The sequence below is a fragment of the Myxococcus qinghaiensis genome (genome assembly GCF_024198215.1).
GTDB lineage: Bacteria > Myxococcota > Myxococcia > Myxococcales > Myxococcaceae > Myxococcus > Myxococcus qinghaiensis.
This window is the reverse complement of the sequence record NZ_JAKCFA010000033.1, coordinates 59,603-76,390: the sequence shown is the minus strand read 5'-3', so window position 1 is coordinate 76,390 and position 16,788 is coordinate 59,603. Positions and strand designations below refer to the sequence as shown.

Annotated in this window: 14 protein-coding genes; 11 read left to right on the top strand and 3 right to left on the bottom strand. The window is 69.7% G+C overall.

All coding sequences use genetic code 11. The features are described 5' to 3' along the window. Positions 1 to 28: 28 nt before the first annotated feature. On the bottom strand, positions 29 to 1,645 hold the full coding sequence (locus tag LZ199_RS41100) for an alkaline phosphatase family protein (protein WP_253999267.1): 1,617 nt from the start codon (positions 1,643 to 1,645) through the stop codon (positions 29 to 31). A gap of 100 nt (positions 1,646 to 1,745) precedes the next feature. Here LZ199_RS41100 and LZ199_RS41095 point away from each other — a divergent pair, with 100 nt between their 5' ends. The 4 genes from LZ199_RS41095 to LZ199_RS41080 all read left to right on the top strand — a co-directional run bounded on the left by LZ199_RS41095 (position 1,746) and on the right by LZ199_RS41080 (position 4,159). Next, positions 1,746 to 2,156, top strand: a complete 411-nt coding sequence (locus tag LZ199_RS41095; RefSeq protein WP_253999266.1) for an acyl-CoA thioesterase — start codon at positions 1,746 to 1,748, stop codon at positions 2,154 to 2,156. A gap of 13 nt (positions 2,157 to 2,169) precedes the next feature. Further along, positions 2,170 to 3,138 (top strand): class II fructose-bisphosphatase, encoded by a 969-nt coding sequence (glpX, locus tag LZ199_RS41090; RefSeq protein WP_253999265.1) that lies wholly within the window; start codon positions 2,170 to 2,172, stop codon positions 3,136 to 3,138. Between the two features lie 33 nt (positions 3,139 to 3,171). Further along, positions 3,172 to 3,597, top strand: a complete 426-nt coding sequence (locus tag LZ199_RS41085) for a type II toxin-antitoxin system RatA family toxin (RefSeq protein WP_253999264.1) — start codon at positions 3,172 to 3,174, stop codon at positions 3,595 to 3,597. A 385-nt stretch (positions 3,598 to 3,982) separates the two neighbouring features. Beyond that, positions 3,983 to 4,159, top strand: a complete 177-nt coding sequence (locus LZ199_RS41080; protein WP_176433708.1) for a hypothetical protein — start codon at positions 3,983 to 3,985, stop codon at positions 4,157 to 4,159. 128 nt (positions 4,160 to 4,287) lie between these two features. Here the strand turns inward: LZ199_RS41080 and LZ199_RS41075 are convergent, their stop codons facing one another. Beyond that, on the bottom strand, positions 4,288 to 5,358 hold the full coding sequence (locus LZ199_RS41075) for an ADP-ribosylglycohydrolase family protein (protein ID WP_253999292.1): 1,071 nt from the start codon (positions 5,356 to 5,358) through the stop codon (positions 4,288 to 4,290). 79 nt (positions 5,359 to 5,437) lie between these two features. Between LZ199_RS41075 and surE the strand changes: the two genes are divergently transcribed. From surE to LZ199_RS41055, 4 genes are all read left to right on the top strand, one after another. Next, positions 5,438 to 6,220 carry a 5'/3'-nucleotidase SurE gene (gene surE, locus LZ199_RS41070; protein ID WP_253999291.1) on the top strand — a complete coding sequence of 261 codons (783 nt, stop codon included), beginning with the start codon at positions 5,438 to 5,440 and terminating at the stop codon, positions 6,218 to 6,220. A 221-nt stretch (positions 6,221 to 6,441) separates the two neighbouring features. Then, positions 6,442 to 7,185: a peptidoglycan DD-metalloendopeptidase family protein gene (locus LZ199_RS41065; RefSeq protein ID WP_407667334.1), complete on the top strand. Its 744-nt coding sequence runs from the start codon at positions 6,442 to 6,444 to the stop codon at positions 7,183 to 7,185. 158 nt (positions 7,186 to 7,343) lie between these two features. Next, a complete protein-coding gene (locus LZ199_RS41060) occupies positions 7,344 to 8,423 on the top strand; it encodes a hypothetical protein (RefSeq protein WP_253999262.1) in 1,080 nt (359 codons plus the stop codon). Between the two features lie 15 nt (positions 8,424 to 8,438). Then, a complete protein-coding gene (locus tag LZ199_RS41055; protein ID WP_253999261.1) occupies positions 8,439 to 9,575 on the top strand; it encodes a tetratricopeptide repeat protein in 1,137 nt (378 codons plus the stop codon). Positions 9,576 to 9,609: 34 nt separating this feature from the next. Here the strand turns inward: LZ199_RS41055 and lexA are convergent, their stop codons facing one another. Further along, the gene (lexA, locus tag LZ199_RS41050) at positions 9,610 to 10,275 is read right to left on the bottom strand and encodes a transcriptional repressor LexA (RefSeq protein ID WP_253999260.1); all 666 of its coding nucleotides are present in this window, start codon (positions 10,273 to 10,275) and stop codon (positions 9,610 to 9,612) included. 198 nt (positions 10,276 to 10,473) lie between these two features. Here lexA and LZ199_RS41045 point away from each other — a divergent pair, with 198 nt between their 5' ends. Genes LZ199_RS41045 through LZ199_RS41035 form a run of 3 tightly spaced genes read left to right on the top strand, consistent with a single transcriptional unit; the run spans position 10,474 to position 16,649 of the window. Further along, positions 10,474 to 13,800, top strand: a complete 3,327-nt coding sequence (locus LZ199_RS41045) for a response regulator (protein WP_253999259.1) — start codon at positions 10,474 to 10,476, stop codon at positions 13,798 to 13,800. Continuing rightward, the gene (locus LZ199_RS41040; RefSeq protein WP_253999258.1) at positions 13,797 to 15,644 is read left to right on the top strand and encodes a sensor histidine kinase; all 1,848 of its coding nucleotides are present in this window, start codon (positions 13,797 to 13,799) and stop codon (positions 15,642 to 15,644) included. Before LZ199_RS41045 ends, LZ199_RS41040 begins: the two co-directional genes overlap by 4 nt. 36 nt (positions 15,645 to 15,680) lie before the next feature. Further along, positions 15,681 to 16,649 (top strand): FecR family protein, encoded by a 969-nt coding sequence (locus LZ199_RS41035; protein WP_253999257.1) that lies wholly within the window; start codon positions 15,681 to 15,683, stop codon positions 16,647 to 16,649. Positions 16,650 to 16,788 lie beyond the last annotated feature (139 nt).

Genomic DNA, 16,788 nt, shown 5'->3' with positions numbered 1-16,788 from the left:
GTCCGAGGTCCCTGGCCTCAGGCCGCGCTCACTTGCCGGTGAGAATCTCGGCGCGAGGCTTGCCCTCCGTGGACGCGGGCATCCCCATCTCCAGCAACGCCGCGAGCGTGGGCGCCACGTCCACTGGGTCGATCTCCGTCATGTACGTCCCCGGTTTGATTCCCTTGCCCGCGAACACCACGGGCACCTGCGAGTCGTACGAGTATGGCGAGCCGTGCGTGCTCCCCTCGGGGTCGAAGTAGACGACCTGGAAGGGCCGCAGCAGGTACAGCACATCGCCGCTGCGCTCCGGGTAGTAGCCCTTGCGCAAGGGGGCCAGGTAACCGGCGGGGTCCGGCGCGGAGAAGAGCTCCTCCCGTGTCACCGCCGCCACGACATGGGGCTGCTTCAACAGCCAGTCCGCCACCGCGCGCCGCACCTGCGCGCCATCCACCTTGCCCGACGTCAGCGCCGGGCCGCCCAGGTACACGTCCAGCTCCTCCATCGTCGCCGTGACGTCCGGGCCGAAGCGCTCCTTCACCATCGCGGAGATGCCCTCGCTGATGGTCTTCGGGTTCATCCGCTGCGCGGGAAGTCCCGCCGCCGCCCACTGCTCGGGCGCTGTCGCTCCGCCGTGGTCCGCCACCAGCGCGATGGTCAGGTTGGCGCGTCCACCGGCCGCGCGCTCGGCCGCGGAGATGAGGTCCCCCAGCGCCTTGTCCAGGCGCAGCATCGTGTCCTGCATCTCCCACGAGTACGGGCCGTACTCATGGAACACGTTGTCCGTCCCGCTGAAGCTCACCGCGAGCAGGTCCGGCACCGCGTCCTTCCCCAGTTGCTCGCCGACGATGGCCGCCTTCGCCGCCTCCACCAGCAGCGTGTGCGAGTCCGGCGAGACGCCAAACGCCTTGTAGAAGTTGAGCCCCGGCTCCTTCAGCCCGCCCGTGAGCGGATGGGGGAAGGTGCGGCCCAGCCCGTATGAGTCCGCCTCGTAGCTCCGGTCATCCTCGCCGATGTACTCGGCGCGCGGACGCATCAGCTCCCACGTCTTGCCGAAGTAGGACTCCGGAAGCATCCGCGCGTTGAGTTGCTTCACCCACTCGGGGAACTCCTTCGTGTACCAGGTGCCCGTCACGAACTTCCCCGCGCCATCGTCGAACCACCACGCCTGTCCCAGCCGGCCCGCCAGGGAGATGGCCGAGCGCGACTTGAGCGACACCGCCACCGCCTTGCCGCGCTCCTGCGTGGCCATGCGCAGCCGGTCCGAGAGCGTCTCCGCCATGAGGTTCGCGGGACTGGCGTCCTGCCCCGGCTTGAGCGTCGCCTCCAGCACCGGGTGCGCCGGGTCCACGAAGGAATAGACGAGCTTGCCGGTGGAGCGGTCCACCCACCGGTTGTCGACGATGCCGTGACGCCACGGGTTGGTGCCCGTGGCCAGCGTGGTGTGGCCCGGCGCGGTGCGGCACTTCGCGTAGGCATAGCGCGCGTACGGGAAGTAGGCCCCACTGTCGAGCAGTTGACCCAGCGCGCCCTGGAGCCGGGGACGGTTGCGCAACAGGACGTCGCTGCCGAGCGCGTCCACGGTGATGAGCAGGGTGAGTCGGGGAGGACGCGCGGCGGCGGGGAGCGAACCCAGCAGGGCGGTCAGGGCGAGGGCGCGAATCATACGTCCAAGAAGCTGACCTGCCCGACGGGGAAGATGCAACCGACAAGCGCCTCGGCGTCTTGGACGGAGGCGGTCAGCCCCTGCTACGGTCCGCGCCCTCATGGTCGAGGCCCGACTGCGCGTCATCTACGGCGACACCGATCAAATGGGTGTCGTCTACTACGCGAACTACTTCCGCTACTTCGAGTTCGCCCGAAGCGAGTACTTCCGCGCGCGCGGAGGCAGCTACCGGGAGTTCGAGGGCAGCGGCTTCATGCTGCCGGTGGCGGAGGCGAGCTGCGCGTACAAGTCCCCCGCGCGCTACGACGACGTGCTCATCATCCGCGCGACGGTGAGCGAGTTGCGCCGGGCCTCGGTCGTGTTCACCTACGAGCTTTTCCGCGAGGGCGAACCGCGCACGTTGCTGTGCACCGGTCGTACCCTGCACGCGTGCGTGGGACGCGACGGCAAGCCCACGCGGTTGCCGGAGTCCTTGGCCCGGCTGCTGGAACATCCGAACGCAGGAACCTGAAGGAGCACAGACGATGGATCGCAACCTTGCAATGGAGGTCGTGCGCGTCACCGAGATGGCGGCCATCGCCTCCGCCCGACTGATGGGCCGCGGCGACAAGAACGAGTCGGACCAGGCCGCCGTGGACGCCATGCGCCGCGCCTTCGACGCGCTGCAGATCGACGGCACCATCGTCATTGGCGAGGGCGAGCGCGACGAGGCGCCCATGCTCTACATCGGCGAGAAGGTCGGCCGCCGTGGCGAGGGTGACCCCGCCGTGGACATCGCGTTGGACCCCCTGGAGGGCACCAACCTGTGCGCCTACGGCCGTCCGGGCTCCATCACCGTGGTGGCCATGGCCAGCAAGGGCGGGCTGCTCAACGCGCCGGACACGTACATGGAGAAGCTGGCCGTGGGCCCCCGCGCCCGGGGCGCCATCGACCTGCGCAAGAGCCCCACGGAGAACCTGCGCGCCGTCGCGGAGAAGATGAAGGTCTACGTGGAGGACCTCACCGTCGTCGTCCTGGACCGTGAGCGCCACCAGGACCTCATCAAGGAGATTCGCGCGGCGGGCGCGCGCATCCGGCTCATCGAGGACGGTGACGTGGCGGGCGCCATCGCCACCTGTTTCGAGGGCACGGGCGTGGACGTGCTGATGGGCACCGGTGGAGCGCCCGAGGGCGTCATCGCCGCGGCGGCCATCCGCGCCACCGGCGGCGACATGCAGGGCCGGCTGGTGCCCCGCAACCCGGGCGAAATCGAGCGCGCCAAGAAGATGGGCATCACCGACATGACGAAAATCTATGCCGCGGAGGAGCTGGCGCGGGGCGAGGTCATGTTCGCCGCCACGGGCGTCACCAGCGGCGACTTCCTCAAGGGCGTGCGCTTCTTCGGCGGTGGCTGTGAGACGCACTCCGTCGTCATGCGCAGCAAGACGAGCACCGTGCGCTTCATCCAGTCCCTGCACAAGTTCGACAAGAAGCCGGGCTACGCTGCCTTCTAGCCTGTCCCCTCGACGCTTTCGGAGACCGACACCATGCCTGGCGCCTCGCGGACCATCGTCATCAACGCCCCCATCGAGAAGGTGTTCGACGTCATCACCCAGTACGACCGCTATCCGGAGTTCCTCCCCGAGGTGAAGGAGACCCGCACCGCGAACCGGAAGGACAACACCGTCGACGTCCACTACAAGGTCGACGTCATGAAGACGGTCCGCTACTCCATCCGCGTGGTGGAGGAGCGCCCCCGCCGCATGTCCTGGACCTTCATCGAGGGCGAGGTCATGAAGGACAACAAGGGCAGCTGGGTCCTGGAGCCCGAGGGCGAGGGCAAGACGCGAGCGACCTACAACGTGGAGATGGCCCTGGGCCTGCTCGTGCCCAAGGCCGTCGTCAACGCCCTGGTCGACACGTCGCTGCCGAAGATGCTGGAGGCGTTCAAGCGCCGCGCCGAGGCGGCTTGAAAGTGGCGGCCAGGGGTCCGTCCGGACTCCAGGCCCCTCGCTGACCCCACCCGCCTGGGAGTAGACAGGCGGGCAGGCCCTCCCGCCGGGCGGCTTGCCGCCCCGAGTGCCGGAGGTGTGTCGGGACGCGGTCCGCTTGCGGGCCGTCGCGAGGGCATTAGAATCAACAGCATCCCGACCGGAAGTTTCGGGTCTCCATGACATCTACGCCACGGTTCCCCTGGCTCGGATGTCGGATGGTGGACGAGCAACCGTGCGAGATGGCGGCAACGTACCCAGTGCGGAACCGGGGTTCTTAATTTGCATCTGAGAGTGGTGGCAGCGATTTCTGGGCGGGACGGCGGGCGTACATCGGGGTACGTAGGCTGAGGGGAGACGGAAACCCATGCTCGACGCCTTCATCATCGAAGAAATCAAGCGCAGGGAGCGCCGCCGGGAGGAGCACGACAGGCCCGTGGTGGAGCTGCCGCTGCCCATGCCCGACGACCGCCCGCGTCGCCGGACTGAAACCGAGGAAGAGAAGCCCCAGCGGGGCGTGGTGGTCATCGACCTGCTGGCCTGAGTGACACACGCGGCCTCCGGGCCGCATTGACGTGGCAACGAGCCCGCGGCGGGCGTCCCCCTGAGGACCGTCCCCCGCGGGCTTCGTGTATCCGTAGGGGCCCCGCACCACCCCGCACGGGCGGCGCTTCAGGTGGGCACGAGGCTGAGCAGGTGCCTGGGGTGGTAGACGTCCCAGAGGGGGCCCTTCACCGTGCCCAGGGCCTCCAGCACCTGCTTGCGCCACTCCTCGGGCAAGGCGTCCTCGCCGTGGAAGGCGCCCACCAGCGCGCCCGTCACCGCGCCATGCACCTCCGTGTCGCCGCCCCGGTGGACGACGTCGATGAGGGCCGCCTGGGCGGTGGGGGCGTGGAGCAGCTCCCAGAAGGCCAGCCGGAAGGCGACGTGGATGGCGTGCTGGGCGCGGTGCACGTGCAGGTCCGGGCCATAGAGCCAGGGGTCGTCGTCACGCGCGCGCGCCAGGTCCTCGCGCAGCAGGCTGGAGGCGAAGGCCACCTCCTGGACGTAGTCGGGGGCGGAGCGCCCCAACGCCGCGCCGGCCAGCAGGATGCCGGACTCCGCGGCGGTGACGAGGTCCTCGGGCTTCAGCCCCTCGCCCGTCGTCACGGCCTTGGCGAGCGCGGCGGTGAAGGCGGCGCATGCGAGCTGGCAGCGCGGGTCGTAGTGGGTGAGCGCGGAGTCCTCCAGCGCGGCCTGGGTGCGAGCCTTCGCGTCGCTCGCCAGGTACACGCCCAGCGGCGCGCAGCGCGCCAGGCTGCCCGCGCCCACGGCCTTGCGGTGGCTTCGCAGCCACACGCGCTTGCCCGAGCCCAGGGGCGGCAGGCCCGACTGGCAGTCCTCCAGCACCTCCTTCATGGCCTCGCTGACGTCGAAGGCGTGGGGCTGCCAGGCCCGGTAGCGGCGCAGCGCGTCCGCGGCGTCATAGCGCTTGAAGTCGCGCAGGCTGTGCCCCAGGCAACAGGCCAGGTGGACCTCCTCCGTCACCTGGCCCTTGCGCAGCTGCTGGGGGCCTCCGCCCATCATCCTGTCGTACGGCCCATCCGCCAGCCTGGGGAAGGCGGAGGCCTGCAGGGGACGGTGCGCGGTGGGCACCGCGAGGGCATTGCCCACGGCGAGGCCGAGCAGGGCGCCTCGGCGGCGCTGGGCGATGAGCGGGTCGGGCCCCTGGGGGGCATTGCGGCGACGGGGCGGCGGCGGCATTCGGCGGGTGGACACTGTAACAGCGCCGCTGGTGAGCGTGCTTGCCGATGCCCGGGGGCTCCTCTACAACCGCGCGGCTATGCGGAAACCGCGCATCCTCGTGTCCAACGACGACGGCTATTTCTCCGAAGGACTTCAGGCACTGGTGGAGGCGGTGAGTCCCCTGGGGGAGGTCTGGGTGGTGGCGCCGGACCGCGAGCAGAGCGCCGCGTCCCATGCCATCTCCCTGCACCGGCCCCTGCGAATCAAGGAGGTCCGGGAGCGGTGGTTCGCCGTCGACGGGACACCCACCGACTGCGCTTATCTGGCCATCGTCCATCTCCTGAAGGATGATCGCCCCACGCTCATGGTGTCCGGCATCAACCACGGTTCGAACCTGGCCGAAGACGTCACCTACTCGGGGACGGTGGCCGCGGCGATGGAAGGGGCCCTGCTCGGGATTCCCGCCATCGCCTTCAGCCTCGTGGCGCGGGGTTCGTTCGATTTCGGTCCGGCCGCGCGGTTCGCCCGCTCGCTGGTGACGGCGGCGCTGGCGCGTCCCTTGCCCAAGCGGATGCTGCTCAACGTGAACATCCCCGGCGGCGTGGAGCCGGAGGGCTACAGCGTCACGCGCCTGGGCCGGCACTCGTACGGCTACAGCGTGGTGGAGAAGGAGGACCCTCGCGGCCGGAAGTACTACTGGATTGGCGGCAGCGAGTATCAGCACGAGGACATTCCAGGCAGTGACTGCAACGCCGTGCACCTGTCCAAGCGGGTCTCGGTGACGCCTCTGCATCTGGACCTGACGGACCATGGTCAGCTCGAGGGACTGGAAGGCTGGAGCCTCCAGGACTTCGTCCGACACGAGCCGGATGGTGCCTAGCGTTGAGGCCGGGCACCTCCATCCGAGCGGGTAGGGCGCTCCTGGTTCTCCTCGTGCCCGTGCTCGTCGTGGGCTGCGTGGGCCCCCGGGCCGCCGCTCCGGGGACGGAGCTGACGCTGGTGGACTCGGAGTCCCAGGCCCCGTCCGAGGTGCCGGGCGCATCGCCGGCCCGTGCCTCCCGTCCTTCCGAGGACGCGACGCCGCCGCCACGCAACGGCGCGTTGCCGTTCGCCCTGCGCTCCGCGCATCCGGAGCCGGAGCTGGTGTCCGTGAGGCACCGCGTCGCCCCGGGCGAGACGATGTACCGCATCGCCAAGACGTATGGCCTCACCGTGGACGAGCTGGCCGCCGCCAACGGCATCAAGGACGCGCGCGCGCTGTCGGTGGGCCAGGAGCTGACGATTCCTGGCGTGGAGCGCAGCGTGCCGGTGGAGTCGTCCGACACGCTGGCCGCCGAAGCGGACCCGGAGCCCGTGCGCACGTCCACGGGAACGGCGCCCCGCCAGGTGGTGGCACGTCGCGAGGAGCCTCCCCGCAGGCCCGCGTCGCGTCCGGGTTCGCCCCGGCCCCGGCTGGCCACGCAGGGGATGATTGACTGGCCCCTGAGGGGCGTCCTGTACGGGCGCTTCGGGAAGAAGGGGCGCGAGCCGCACGACGGCATCGACCTGGCCGCTCCCTCGGGCACTCCGGTGAAGACGGCCCAGGAAGGCACCGTGCTCTACGCGGGCGAGCAGAAGGGCTACGGCAACATCGTCATCGTCGAGCACGCCAACCGGCTCATCACGCTCTATGCGCACAACCGAGACCTGCGCGTGCGCACCGGGCAGAAGGTGCGCCGGGAGCAGGTCATCGCCACCGTGGGCGAATCTGGCAAGACGTCCGGCCCGCACCTGCATTTCGAGCTGCGCGTGGACGGCAAGCCGGTGGATCCGCTCGATTATCTTGGGCCGATGCCGTCCACCTGAGCGTGGGCCCAAGGCTCGGAGTTCCAGGCTCGGAACCGGGGGCCTGCTCCCTCTCTCGCTCCCAGGCACCCTCCTGGACGGTCCACCCGGGTGAATTCAGGGGCCAGGGCTCGTGGGGCCCTCCGGGCTGGGGCCGGGGGAGGGTAGAGTGCCGCGCCGTGCCGCACACCTTCGCACCCCTCGTCGTCCTCCTCGTCCTGCTCTCCCCGACCGCGTGGGCCCAGGTGTTCTCCCCGTCCAGCGAGCCCGAGCCGGCGCCCGCCACGAGCGCTCCCGCGAAAGAGGAGGCCCCCCTCAGCGTCGCGGTGCTCTCGTTCGACGCCAATGCCTCCGCTCGGGACTCCGCGACGGGCGTCACCTCGCTCATCACCGGACGGCTGGCCGAGGCTCCGCGCCTGTGGGTCGTCTCGCAGCGCGACGTCGACGCCTCGCTCAACGAGGCCCAGCGTCAGCAGCTCGTCGAGCTCAAGTCCTCGTGTGAGCGGGGCCTCTGCCTCAAGGACCTCTCCAAGCTCACCGGCGCCCGCTTCGTCATCATCGGCCGCGTGGACCGCTTCGGGGAGTCGTACCTGCTCACCGCCAATCTCCTCGACACCGAGCGCGAGGAGAGCCTGTCCAAGCCGCGCGCGGAGTCGCCCGAGGCGGACACGCTGTTTCCCACCGTCTACGCCATCGCAGACGCGCTCGTCGCGGAGCTGGTGGCCCCCGGCGTGAGCCAGGGCGCGCGGCCGCTCATCGGCGGGGCTCCCATGGTCGGCGGTGGCGGCCTCTCGCTGGGCCTGCGCATCAACAACAACTTCGTCGACAAGCTGGCCAACTTCAATCCAGGCGCCGACCTGGAGGTGGGCTACTGGTTCCACCCGGAGTGGCTCGGTTTCGTCCAGGTGGGCTTCTCCTACCTGCGCTCCGACGCCGAGGGCGCCGAGGGTGGCCTCAACGTCCTTCCGAGCGTCGTCGGCGCGCGCCACTATCACAACGTGGAGAAGTCGCTGCGCCCCTACTGGGGCTTCGGCCTGGGCGTGCAGCTGTCCTTCGGCGACTTCGGCATCTTCCAGTCCACCGGGCCGCTGCCCACCGTCGTCGGCTTCCTCGGGCTGGAGTACCTCATCGCCGGACACGTCGGCGTCCAGTTGGAGGCCGGTACGAATGTGGCCCAGGCCGTGCTGGGGCTCGCGGAGTCCAAGCTCGGAGATGGCCTCAATCTGGACCTCAACCTGGGCATCGCGTACCACTTCTAGGATTCGGAGCCCCCCATGTTCTCGCGCCTGCGTTCCCTGTCCCTGATTGCCCTGCTCGCCACCTCCGCCTGTGACGACAGTCCCAAGGTGACGCCCAAGGACCACGCGGAGGGCCTCTACATCAAGGGCACCGCCGAGTACCTCCAGGGCCAGTTCGAGGCCGCGCTCGCGTCCTTCGAGGAGATGCGGAAGCTGGCGCCGAATGATCCGCGGCTGCCCGCCGCGCGCGGCGAGATCTTCCTCTCCATGGGGAAGCTCGCGGAGGCCGCCACCGAGTTCGAGGCCGCGCTCAAGCTGGAGCCCAAGCGCTCCACCAACTGGAGCCGCCTGGGCTTCGTCCAGGCCCAGCTCGGCCGCCCTGACGAGGCCCTCAGCTCCCTGCGCAAGGCCGTGGGCCTGTACCCCAACGACTACAACGCGCTGGAGCAGCTGGCCGAAATCCACCTCAAGAAGGGCGAGAACGACGAGGCCATCCGCCACTTCGTCCTGGCCGCCAACGCCTCCTCGGGCGCGGTGAAGTCCGAGCTCATCCTCCGCACCACGGAGGTGCTCACCAAGGTGGGCCGTCAGGCGGAGGTGCTCGCGCTGGTGCAGAAGGCCGCCGACGAGGGCGTCCGCACGCCCGGGGTGCTCACCGCGCTGGGCGACGCGCTGGTGCGCGCCGGCAAGCTGCCGGAGGCCGCCACCGCCTACAAGGAGGCCGCCAGCAAGTCCCCCAGGGACCCTACGTTGTGGGAGCTGGTCGGCACCATCCACCTGCAGCTGGACAAGCCGGGTGACGCCATCGACGCGTACAAGGAATCCCTGCGCGTGAAGGACCGCGCCATCGTCCACGTGGCGCTGGCCCGAATCCAGCTCGCCATGAAGAGCAAGGAGGGCGCGGAGCAGGAGCTGGCCGCGGCGCTCGAGTCCGTGCAGGGCAACGACGTGCGCGAGCTGCGGGAGCTGGCCGACCTGCTCGTCACCATGGAGCGCAAGTCGGACGCGCTGCGCATCCTCGGCAACCTCAGCACCGAGCACGACATGGTGAAGGACGTGGACCTCCAGCTCGCCACGGCGCGGCTCGCCCGGGAGCTGAAGGACCCCGTGCTGGTGCAGGCTGCTTGTGCTCGCGCGTTGGCGGCGGACCCTCGCGTGAAGAAGTGCCCCTGAGCACAAGCCCAGGGGCCTTGGGGCCGCGACGACGCTACGCGCGCCCGCCCTGCATCTTCCGGTACACGCCCACCACCAGGCCCAGAATCATCGTGGAGCGGAACTCCGCGCGGCTCACGTAGATGGGCTGCATGGTGGCGTTCGCCGGCTGGAAGCGGATGCGCTCGCCTTCCGGGTAGTAGCGCTTCACCGTGGCCTCGTCCTCGATGAGCGCCACGACGATGTCGCCCGGATTGGCCGCCGGCGTCTTCTTCACGAAGAGGTAGTCGCCGTCGTGGATGCCGTCGTCAATCATCGACTGGCCCTTCACCCGCAGGGCGAAGACCTCCCGGCCATTCACGCCGCCCAGGAGGAAGCTGTCGATCTTGACCGAGTCCTCCATGTGCTCCTGCGCGAGCAGCGGAGCGCCGGCCGCCACCTTGCCCAGCAGGGGGACCTCCACCATGCCCGCGTCGCGCTTGGCGCCCAGACCCAGGAGCAACCGCGCTCGCTTGGTGGGCACCAGGGAGCGGCTCTGCTGCTCACCCCGGTTCAGGTAGCCCTTGCGCTCCAGCGCCTTCAGGTGGTCATTCACCCCGTTGGTGGAGCGGATCTCCATGTGCTCGCCAATCTCCCGGATGGTGGGCGGGAATCCGCGAGTCTCCGTCTCCTTCACGATGAAGCTGAGAATCTCGCGCTGGCGGTCCGTCAGCTCTTCCATGCGCTCCCTCGCTCGGCCGGCCTGATTCCCTTGGAGCAGGTCTCCAGGCAACAGGCTTTCAGTGTCCACTTTCCCTGAACATACGTGTAGAGTCAATCCGTTCAGTATCCCCGTGCGCACCCTCAGTGTGTGTCGAACTTTTCGGCATTCTCAGTTCTTGAGGGGAGTCGATGATCTCGACGTACAATTCCGCCTGCTTTGTCCGAGCTCCGCCACACGCTGCTCTTCGTCGACGATGAAGCCGACGTCCTGGACATCCTTTCGCGGATGTTCCAGCGCCGGTATCGCGTCCTCACGGCCTTGAGCGGTCAGGCCGCGTTGGAAGTCCTACGTCGCGAGTCAGTGGACGTGCTCGTCACGGACCAGCGGATGCCGGAGATGACGGGCATCGAGCTGGCGGCGACCGCGCGCGCGGAGGGGTTCGACGTCACCACGCTGTTGTTGACGGGCTTCACCGACCCCGATGACCTGATCGCGGCCATCAACAAGGGGCAGGTGTACCGGTACATCACCAAGCCCTGGGATGTGAACGACCTGCTCATCACCGTGAAGAACGCGGTGGAGTACACGCAGCTGCGGCGGGACAAGGAGCGGCTCATCCGCCAGCTCCACCAGCGCGTGGAGGCGCTGTTCGTCCTGTACGAGGTGAGCCGGGCCAGCGCGAATGATCCGGCCAGCTACGACAACATCATCGACCGCGTGCTCATCGCCGTGGCGCGCGTGCTGCCGTACGACTGCGGCGCGGCGCTCATCGCCCCGGACGAGTCGCGCAGCGCGACGCTGCGGCTGCGCTGTCACGGCACCGTGGGCGAGCAGGCGCTGTTGGGCGTGAAGGAGTCGATGCTCGGCGCGTACCGCAAGAGCAGCGGCCTGTTGTTGCCGGAGGACCGGGTCATCACCCGCGTGGCGGGGACGACGACGCAGGACGCGGCGGCGCCGGCCGTGTACCCCAGCCAGCTCACGGTGAACCTGGTGGCCGGGGGACGTCCGGTGGGCATGCTGTCGCTGTTCAGCCAGCGCGCGGACGCCTTCACCGAGGACGACGGCGTGCTGTTGGACGTGCTCGCCAACCAGACGGCGGACGCCATCCAGTCCCTGCGCTCGGCGGAGGAAGAGGCCCGCCACCGCATGGAGCGGATGGTGGAGTCCATGGCCGACGGCGTGGTGCTCACCGACGAGAAGAACGACATCGTCGTGATGAACCCCGCGGCTCGGCGGCTCTTGCGCGTGGGGGATGACCCGACGGAGCACACCAGCCGGATGATGGAGGAGCGGCTGGGGTTCCAGCCCTTCCACCTGGTGCGCGGCTGGGAGTACAGCGGCACGCAGGTGCTGCGCGAGGAGGTGAAGCTCTTCGACCGGCACGTGCAGACGACGACGACGCCGGTGAGCGACGCGCGCGGCACGCTGCGCGGGGTGTGCGTGGTGCTGCGCGACATCACCGACCAGAAGCGACTGGAGGAGCGCAAGGACGAGTTCGTCTCCATGGTGAGCCACGAGCTGCGCACGCCGCTCACGTCCATCTCCGGCGCGCTGGACCTGGTGCTCAACTTCATGGCCGGCGACATCAACGAGCGCCAGCGCCGCTACCTGTCGCTGGCCCGGGATTCGACGGAGAAGCTCAACACCATCGTCGACGACCTGCTGGACTTGTCGAAGTTCGCCAAGGGCCGGCTGCGGATGAACTTCGAGGTCGCCTACCTGGACGAGCTCGTCCAGCGGGTGGTGGAGAAGTACGGTCCGGCCTTCGGTGAGAAGCGCGTGCAGGTGACGCCGGGGCTGCCGCGCCATCCGCTGCGCGTCATCGCCGACCCGAACCGCCTCAACCAGGTCCTCAACAACCTGCTCAACAACGCGGTGAAGTTCACCCCGGAGGGCGGCGAGGTGCGCGTGGAGCTGCACGCCACGTCCAGCCTGCCCGGCTACGTGGTGCTCTCCTGCTGGAACAGCGGCGACCCCATCGCCGAGGACAGCCTGGAGCGCATCTTCGACCGCTTCGAGCAGGCGCGCACCAAGGCCAACCGCACCGTGCGCGGCACGGGCCTGGGCCTGGCCATCTGCCGCAACATCGTCGAGGCCCACGGTGGCCGCATCTGGTGTGAGCCGTGCACGGACGGCGTGCGCTTCATGGCGGTGCTGCCCACCGAGCCGCCGCCGGAGCTGCGTCAGACGGACGAGGCGGGTGAAGCGCCGGGCCCCCGCCGCCGCGAGAGCCGCGGCCGCATCCTGGTCATCGAGGGCGAGCCGGAGGTCGGCTACATCGCCAAGGCGCTGATGTCCGCGCGCGGCTACGACGTGCGGCTGGCCTTCAACGCGGAAGAGGGTATGGCGAGCGCGCGGCTCTACCACCCGGACATGGTGCTGGTGTCCGTGCGGCTGCCGGACGTGGACGGGCTGCGGCTGGCCGAGATTCTCCGGCACGACCCGGAGACGCGGCGCGCGCCGCTGCTCCTCTCGTCCGCCTTCGATGAGCGCCAGCGCGCCTTCCGCGCCGGAGCGGATGCCTTCCTGGTGCGCCCGCTGATGCCGGACAAGCTGCTGGCCACGGTGGACTCGCTGGTGCGAGGCCGCGCGGGCCCGGCCCATGGCCGCGTGCTGGTGGTGGACGACGACGTGAAGATCGCCGTCATCTGCCGCGAGGTGCTGGAGAACATCGGCTTCGACGTGGTGGTGGCGGGCTCGCTGGAAGAGGGGCGCCGCGCCCTGCGCGAGCGCCGGCCGGACGTCATCCTGCTGGACGTGACGCTGCCGGACGGCGACGGCTTCCTCTTCCTGGAAGAGATAAAGGCCGAGCGCGCCAGCGGCCACATCTCCGTCATCTTCATCTCCGCCCGCGCGGAGACGTCCTCGAAGGTCCGCGCCCTCAAGCTGGGCGGCGACGACTACCTCACCAAGCCCTTCGACGCGCTGGAGCTGGGCGCCCGGGTGGAGAGCGTGCTGCGGCGCAAGGAGCAGGAGCTGTCGGCCTCTCCGACGACGCAGCTGCCGGGCTCCACCGCGATTGAGCGCGAGGTGCAGCGGCGGCTCGTGACGCGGCGGCCGTTCGCGTTCTGCTACCTGGACCTGGACAACCTCAAGGCCTACAACGACTACTACGGCTTCGCGAAGGCCGACGGTGTCGTGCGGCAGACGGGTGACTTGATGCGCGAAATCTTCGCGCAGGAAGGCGTGCCCGGAGACTTCCTGGGCCACGTGGCCGGAGACGACTTCGTCTTCATCGCCGCGCCGGAGTCGGTGGACCGCGTCTGTCAGACGGCCATCGAGACGTTCGACCGCATCATCCCGCTCTACTACGACAGGCAGGACCGGGAGCGGGGCCACATCGAGGCGGAGGACCGCTTCGGTGAGCGCCGGCGCTTCCCCATCATGAGCGTGTCCATCGTCGCGGTGATGACGGACGGCACCCAGGACCACGCGGAGCTTGCCCGCCGCGCGGCGGACATGAAGAAGCGCGCCAAGGCCATCCAGGGCTCCGTCTATCTGCGCAGCGACCGGGAGCAGGTGGTACGCTCCGTCGCCGGGTGAGGCTCTACCAGCAGCTGGTCCTGTTCATGCTCGCCGCGACGGTGCTGCCACTGGCCGCGGTCGGCTTCCTGTTGCTCTCGCGCGCCGAGGCGGAGCTGGTCGCTCGCATCGACGCGGAGCAACGCACCCAGGCGTCCGCCGCCGCCGAGGCCGTGGGGGCCAGGTTGATGGAGGTGGTGGAGGCGCTCGCGCGCTCCGCCGAGCTCTTCGACTGGCAAGCCGCCACGGAGGCGGAGACGGTGGGTGGGCTGCGACTGCTCTACGGCCAGTCCCCAGCGGTGAGCGCGGTGCTGAAGCTCGACGCCCAGGGCCGTCCGCTGGGAGCGCCCGTGTTCCCGCCGGGAGGCGTGGAGGGCCACCCCGGCTTCAAGGAGGGCGGGCAGACGCGGATGGTCCAATCGGTGCCCGTGCAGCAGCTCCGAGGCGGAGGAAAGGGCCAGGCGGCGCTCGGCGGCGCCTACGTCCACGAGGAGAGCGGACACGCGGCCGTGTCCGTCGCGGTGAAGCTGGCCGAGGGTGAAGACGCGCCCTTCGCGCTGGCGGAGATTGTCCTCGCGCCGCTGGAGGCCGCGCTGCTCCGCCGTCCCCAGGGCGCGCTGGGCCGGGTGGACCTGGTGGACGACGACCGGCGAATCCTCGCGAGCACGGAGCCCACGCGGCGGATGACCTCGCTGGACCCGGCGCTTGCCGCCCATCTGTTGACGCCCACGGCCCCGGAGCCGGAACTGGTCCGGAGCTTCCGTCTGGAGGACCCGCCCCGGCGCGTGAGCGTGGCCCGCGTGTCCCGGAGCCTGCGCTTCGACGTGGTGGTGGAGGTGGACGAGGCCACGGCCCTGGCGCCGGTGCATGCCATGCGGCGCACGGTGCTGGCATCCATTGGCGGAGCCTTCTTCGTCCTGCTGGGGCTGGGCGCGCTCTTCACGCGGCGGCTCAACCGGAGGCTGGAGGAGGTCGTTCAAGGCGCGGAGGCCTACGGGCGCGGAGAGCTGAGCCGGCGCGTCAAGGTGGAGGGCCAGGACGAGCTGAGCGAGCTGGCCACCACCTTCAACCGCATGGGCGAGGAGCTGGAGTCGGCCCGCGCGAGGATGCTGCGCTGGAATGACGAGCTGCGCATGCGCGTGGACGAGGCCACGAACGAGCTGCGCGGTGCCCAGGCCCAGCTGCTCGAGGCGCAGAAGCTGGCGGCGGTGGGACAGTTGGGCGCGGGCGTGGCGCACGAAATCAACAACCCGCTGGCCGGCATCCTCGGCAACGTGCAGTTGCTCATGCTGGACAGGGGCTCGGCGGACCCTGATTTGGAGACGCTGCGCAAAATCGAGCACAGCGCCAAGCGCTGCAAGGAAATCACCCAGAACCTCCTGCGCTTCTCCCAGCAGCGCGAGCGCCCCGACATGCGCCCGGTGGACCTCAACGCCGTCGTGCGCGACGCGCTCAGCCTCACCGAGCACCAGATTCTCAGTGACGGCGTGACACTTGCCACCCAGTTGACGCCGGGCCTGAGCCGCGTTCGCGCGGACCCCGGGCACCTGTCCCAGGTCGTCCTGGCGCTCCTGTCCAACGCGCGCACGGCGATGATGAAGTCGCCCACGCGGCGGCTCACCCTGCGCACGGGCCAGCGCGACGGCCGCGCGTTCCTGGAGGTGGAGGACACGGGCAAGGGCATCTCCCCCGACATCCGTCCGCGCATCTTCGAGCCCTTCTTCACCACCAAGGACGTGTGGTCCAACGTGGGGTTGGGGTTGAGCGTGGCCTGGCGCGTCGTGACGGAGGCGGGAGGGACGCTCTCTGTCCGCTCGGAAGTGGGGCAGGGGGCCTGCTTCACCGTCGAGCTGCCGAGGGCCTGAGCATCCCACTCCGGCTGTGATAGCTAGAGGGACTCCATGGCTGAGCCTCGCCCCTCCCGGCGTCAGACGCCGTTCTTCATCGGCCTCGCGTTGATCCTCGCGGCCCTGCCGCTGGGGTGGTTCGTCTTCCTGCGCCAGCCACCGCCTCCGCCTCCGCCTCCCGCCCCGCTCGTGGTGCCCGCCGCCGCGCCCGTAGTGACCCGGCCGTTGGAGCTGGAGCTGACGGAGGTGACGGGCACCGTGGAGGTGAAGGAGGGCGACGGCACCTGGCGCAAGGCCTCGGTGGGCATGGCCCTGCGGCGGCACGACAAGGTGCGCACGGATGATGGCTCGTACGCCGTGCTCATCGGCGGCGAGGCGGTGGAGTTCCGCATGGACCCGGGCACCGAGGTGTCCGTGGAGGAGCTGACCGCGTCGGTGTCCCGCCTCCTGCTCGCCAACGGTATGGCGACCGCCGTCGTGCGTCCCGGCAAGCGCCACACCTTCGAGGTGAAGGCCGCGCAGACCGACGCGGTGGCCACCCTGCACGAAGCCGGTGCCTTCACCATGAGCAACAACGGCCAGGGCACCGTGGCCGTCGGCACGCGCGAGGGCGAGGTGACGCTGCTCGGCCAGGGCAAGGTCGTCATCGTCCGCGCCGGTCAGCAGTCCGTCATCCGTCCCGGTCAGGCCCCGTCGGAGCCCGCGGCCGTGCCCACCAGCCTGTTGCTCAAGGTGGACTGGCCCTCGGAGCGCACGCGTCGCGAGAAGGACCTCGTCGTCCGAGGCCAGACGACGCCCGGCAGCCGCGTGCAGGTCAATGACGTGCGCGTGCTCGCCGACGCGGAGGGCCGCTTCGAGCGCAAGGTGAAGCTGCGCGAGGGCTCAAACACCGTCGATGTGCGCGCCGTGGGCGTCGGCCGTGTCGAGCAGCGCGAGAAGGCCGAGCTCGTCGTCGACACCCGGCCTCCTTCGCTGAAGACCGACTCCGACATCTGGAATCAGGCAAGCGACGCATCTCCCTGAATCCACGAGTGTGCGGGCAGGCGGTCGGCTTGACCCCTGCCAGGGGGGCTCCCTAGACTCCGAACCACAGTCGTTCCTGTTCAAGGGCAATCCTGGCCGAAAGGCCTGGTGCGCAAAGCCGCGGGGCCTGAAGTCCGGC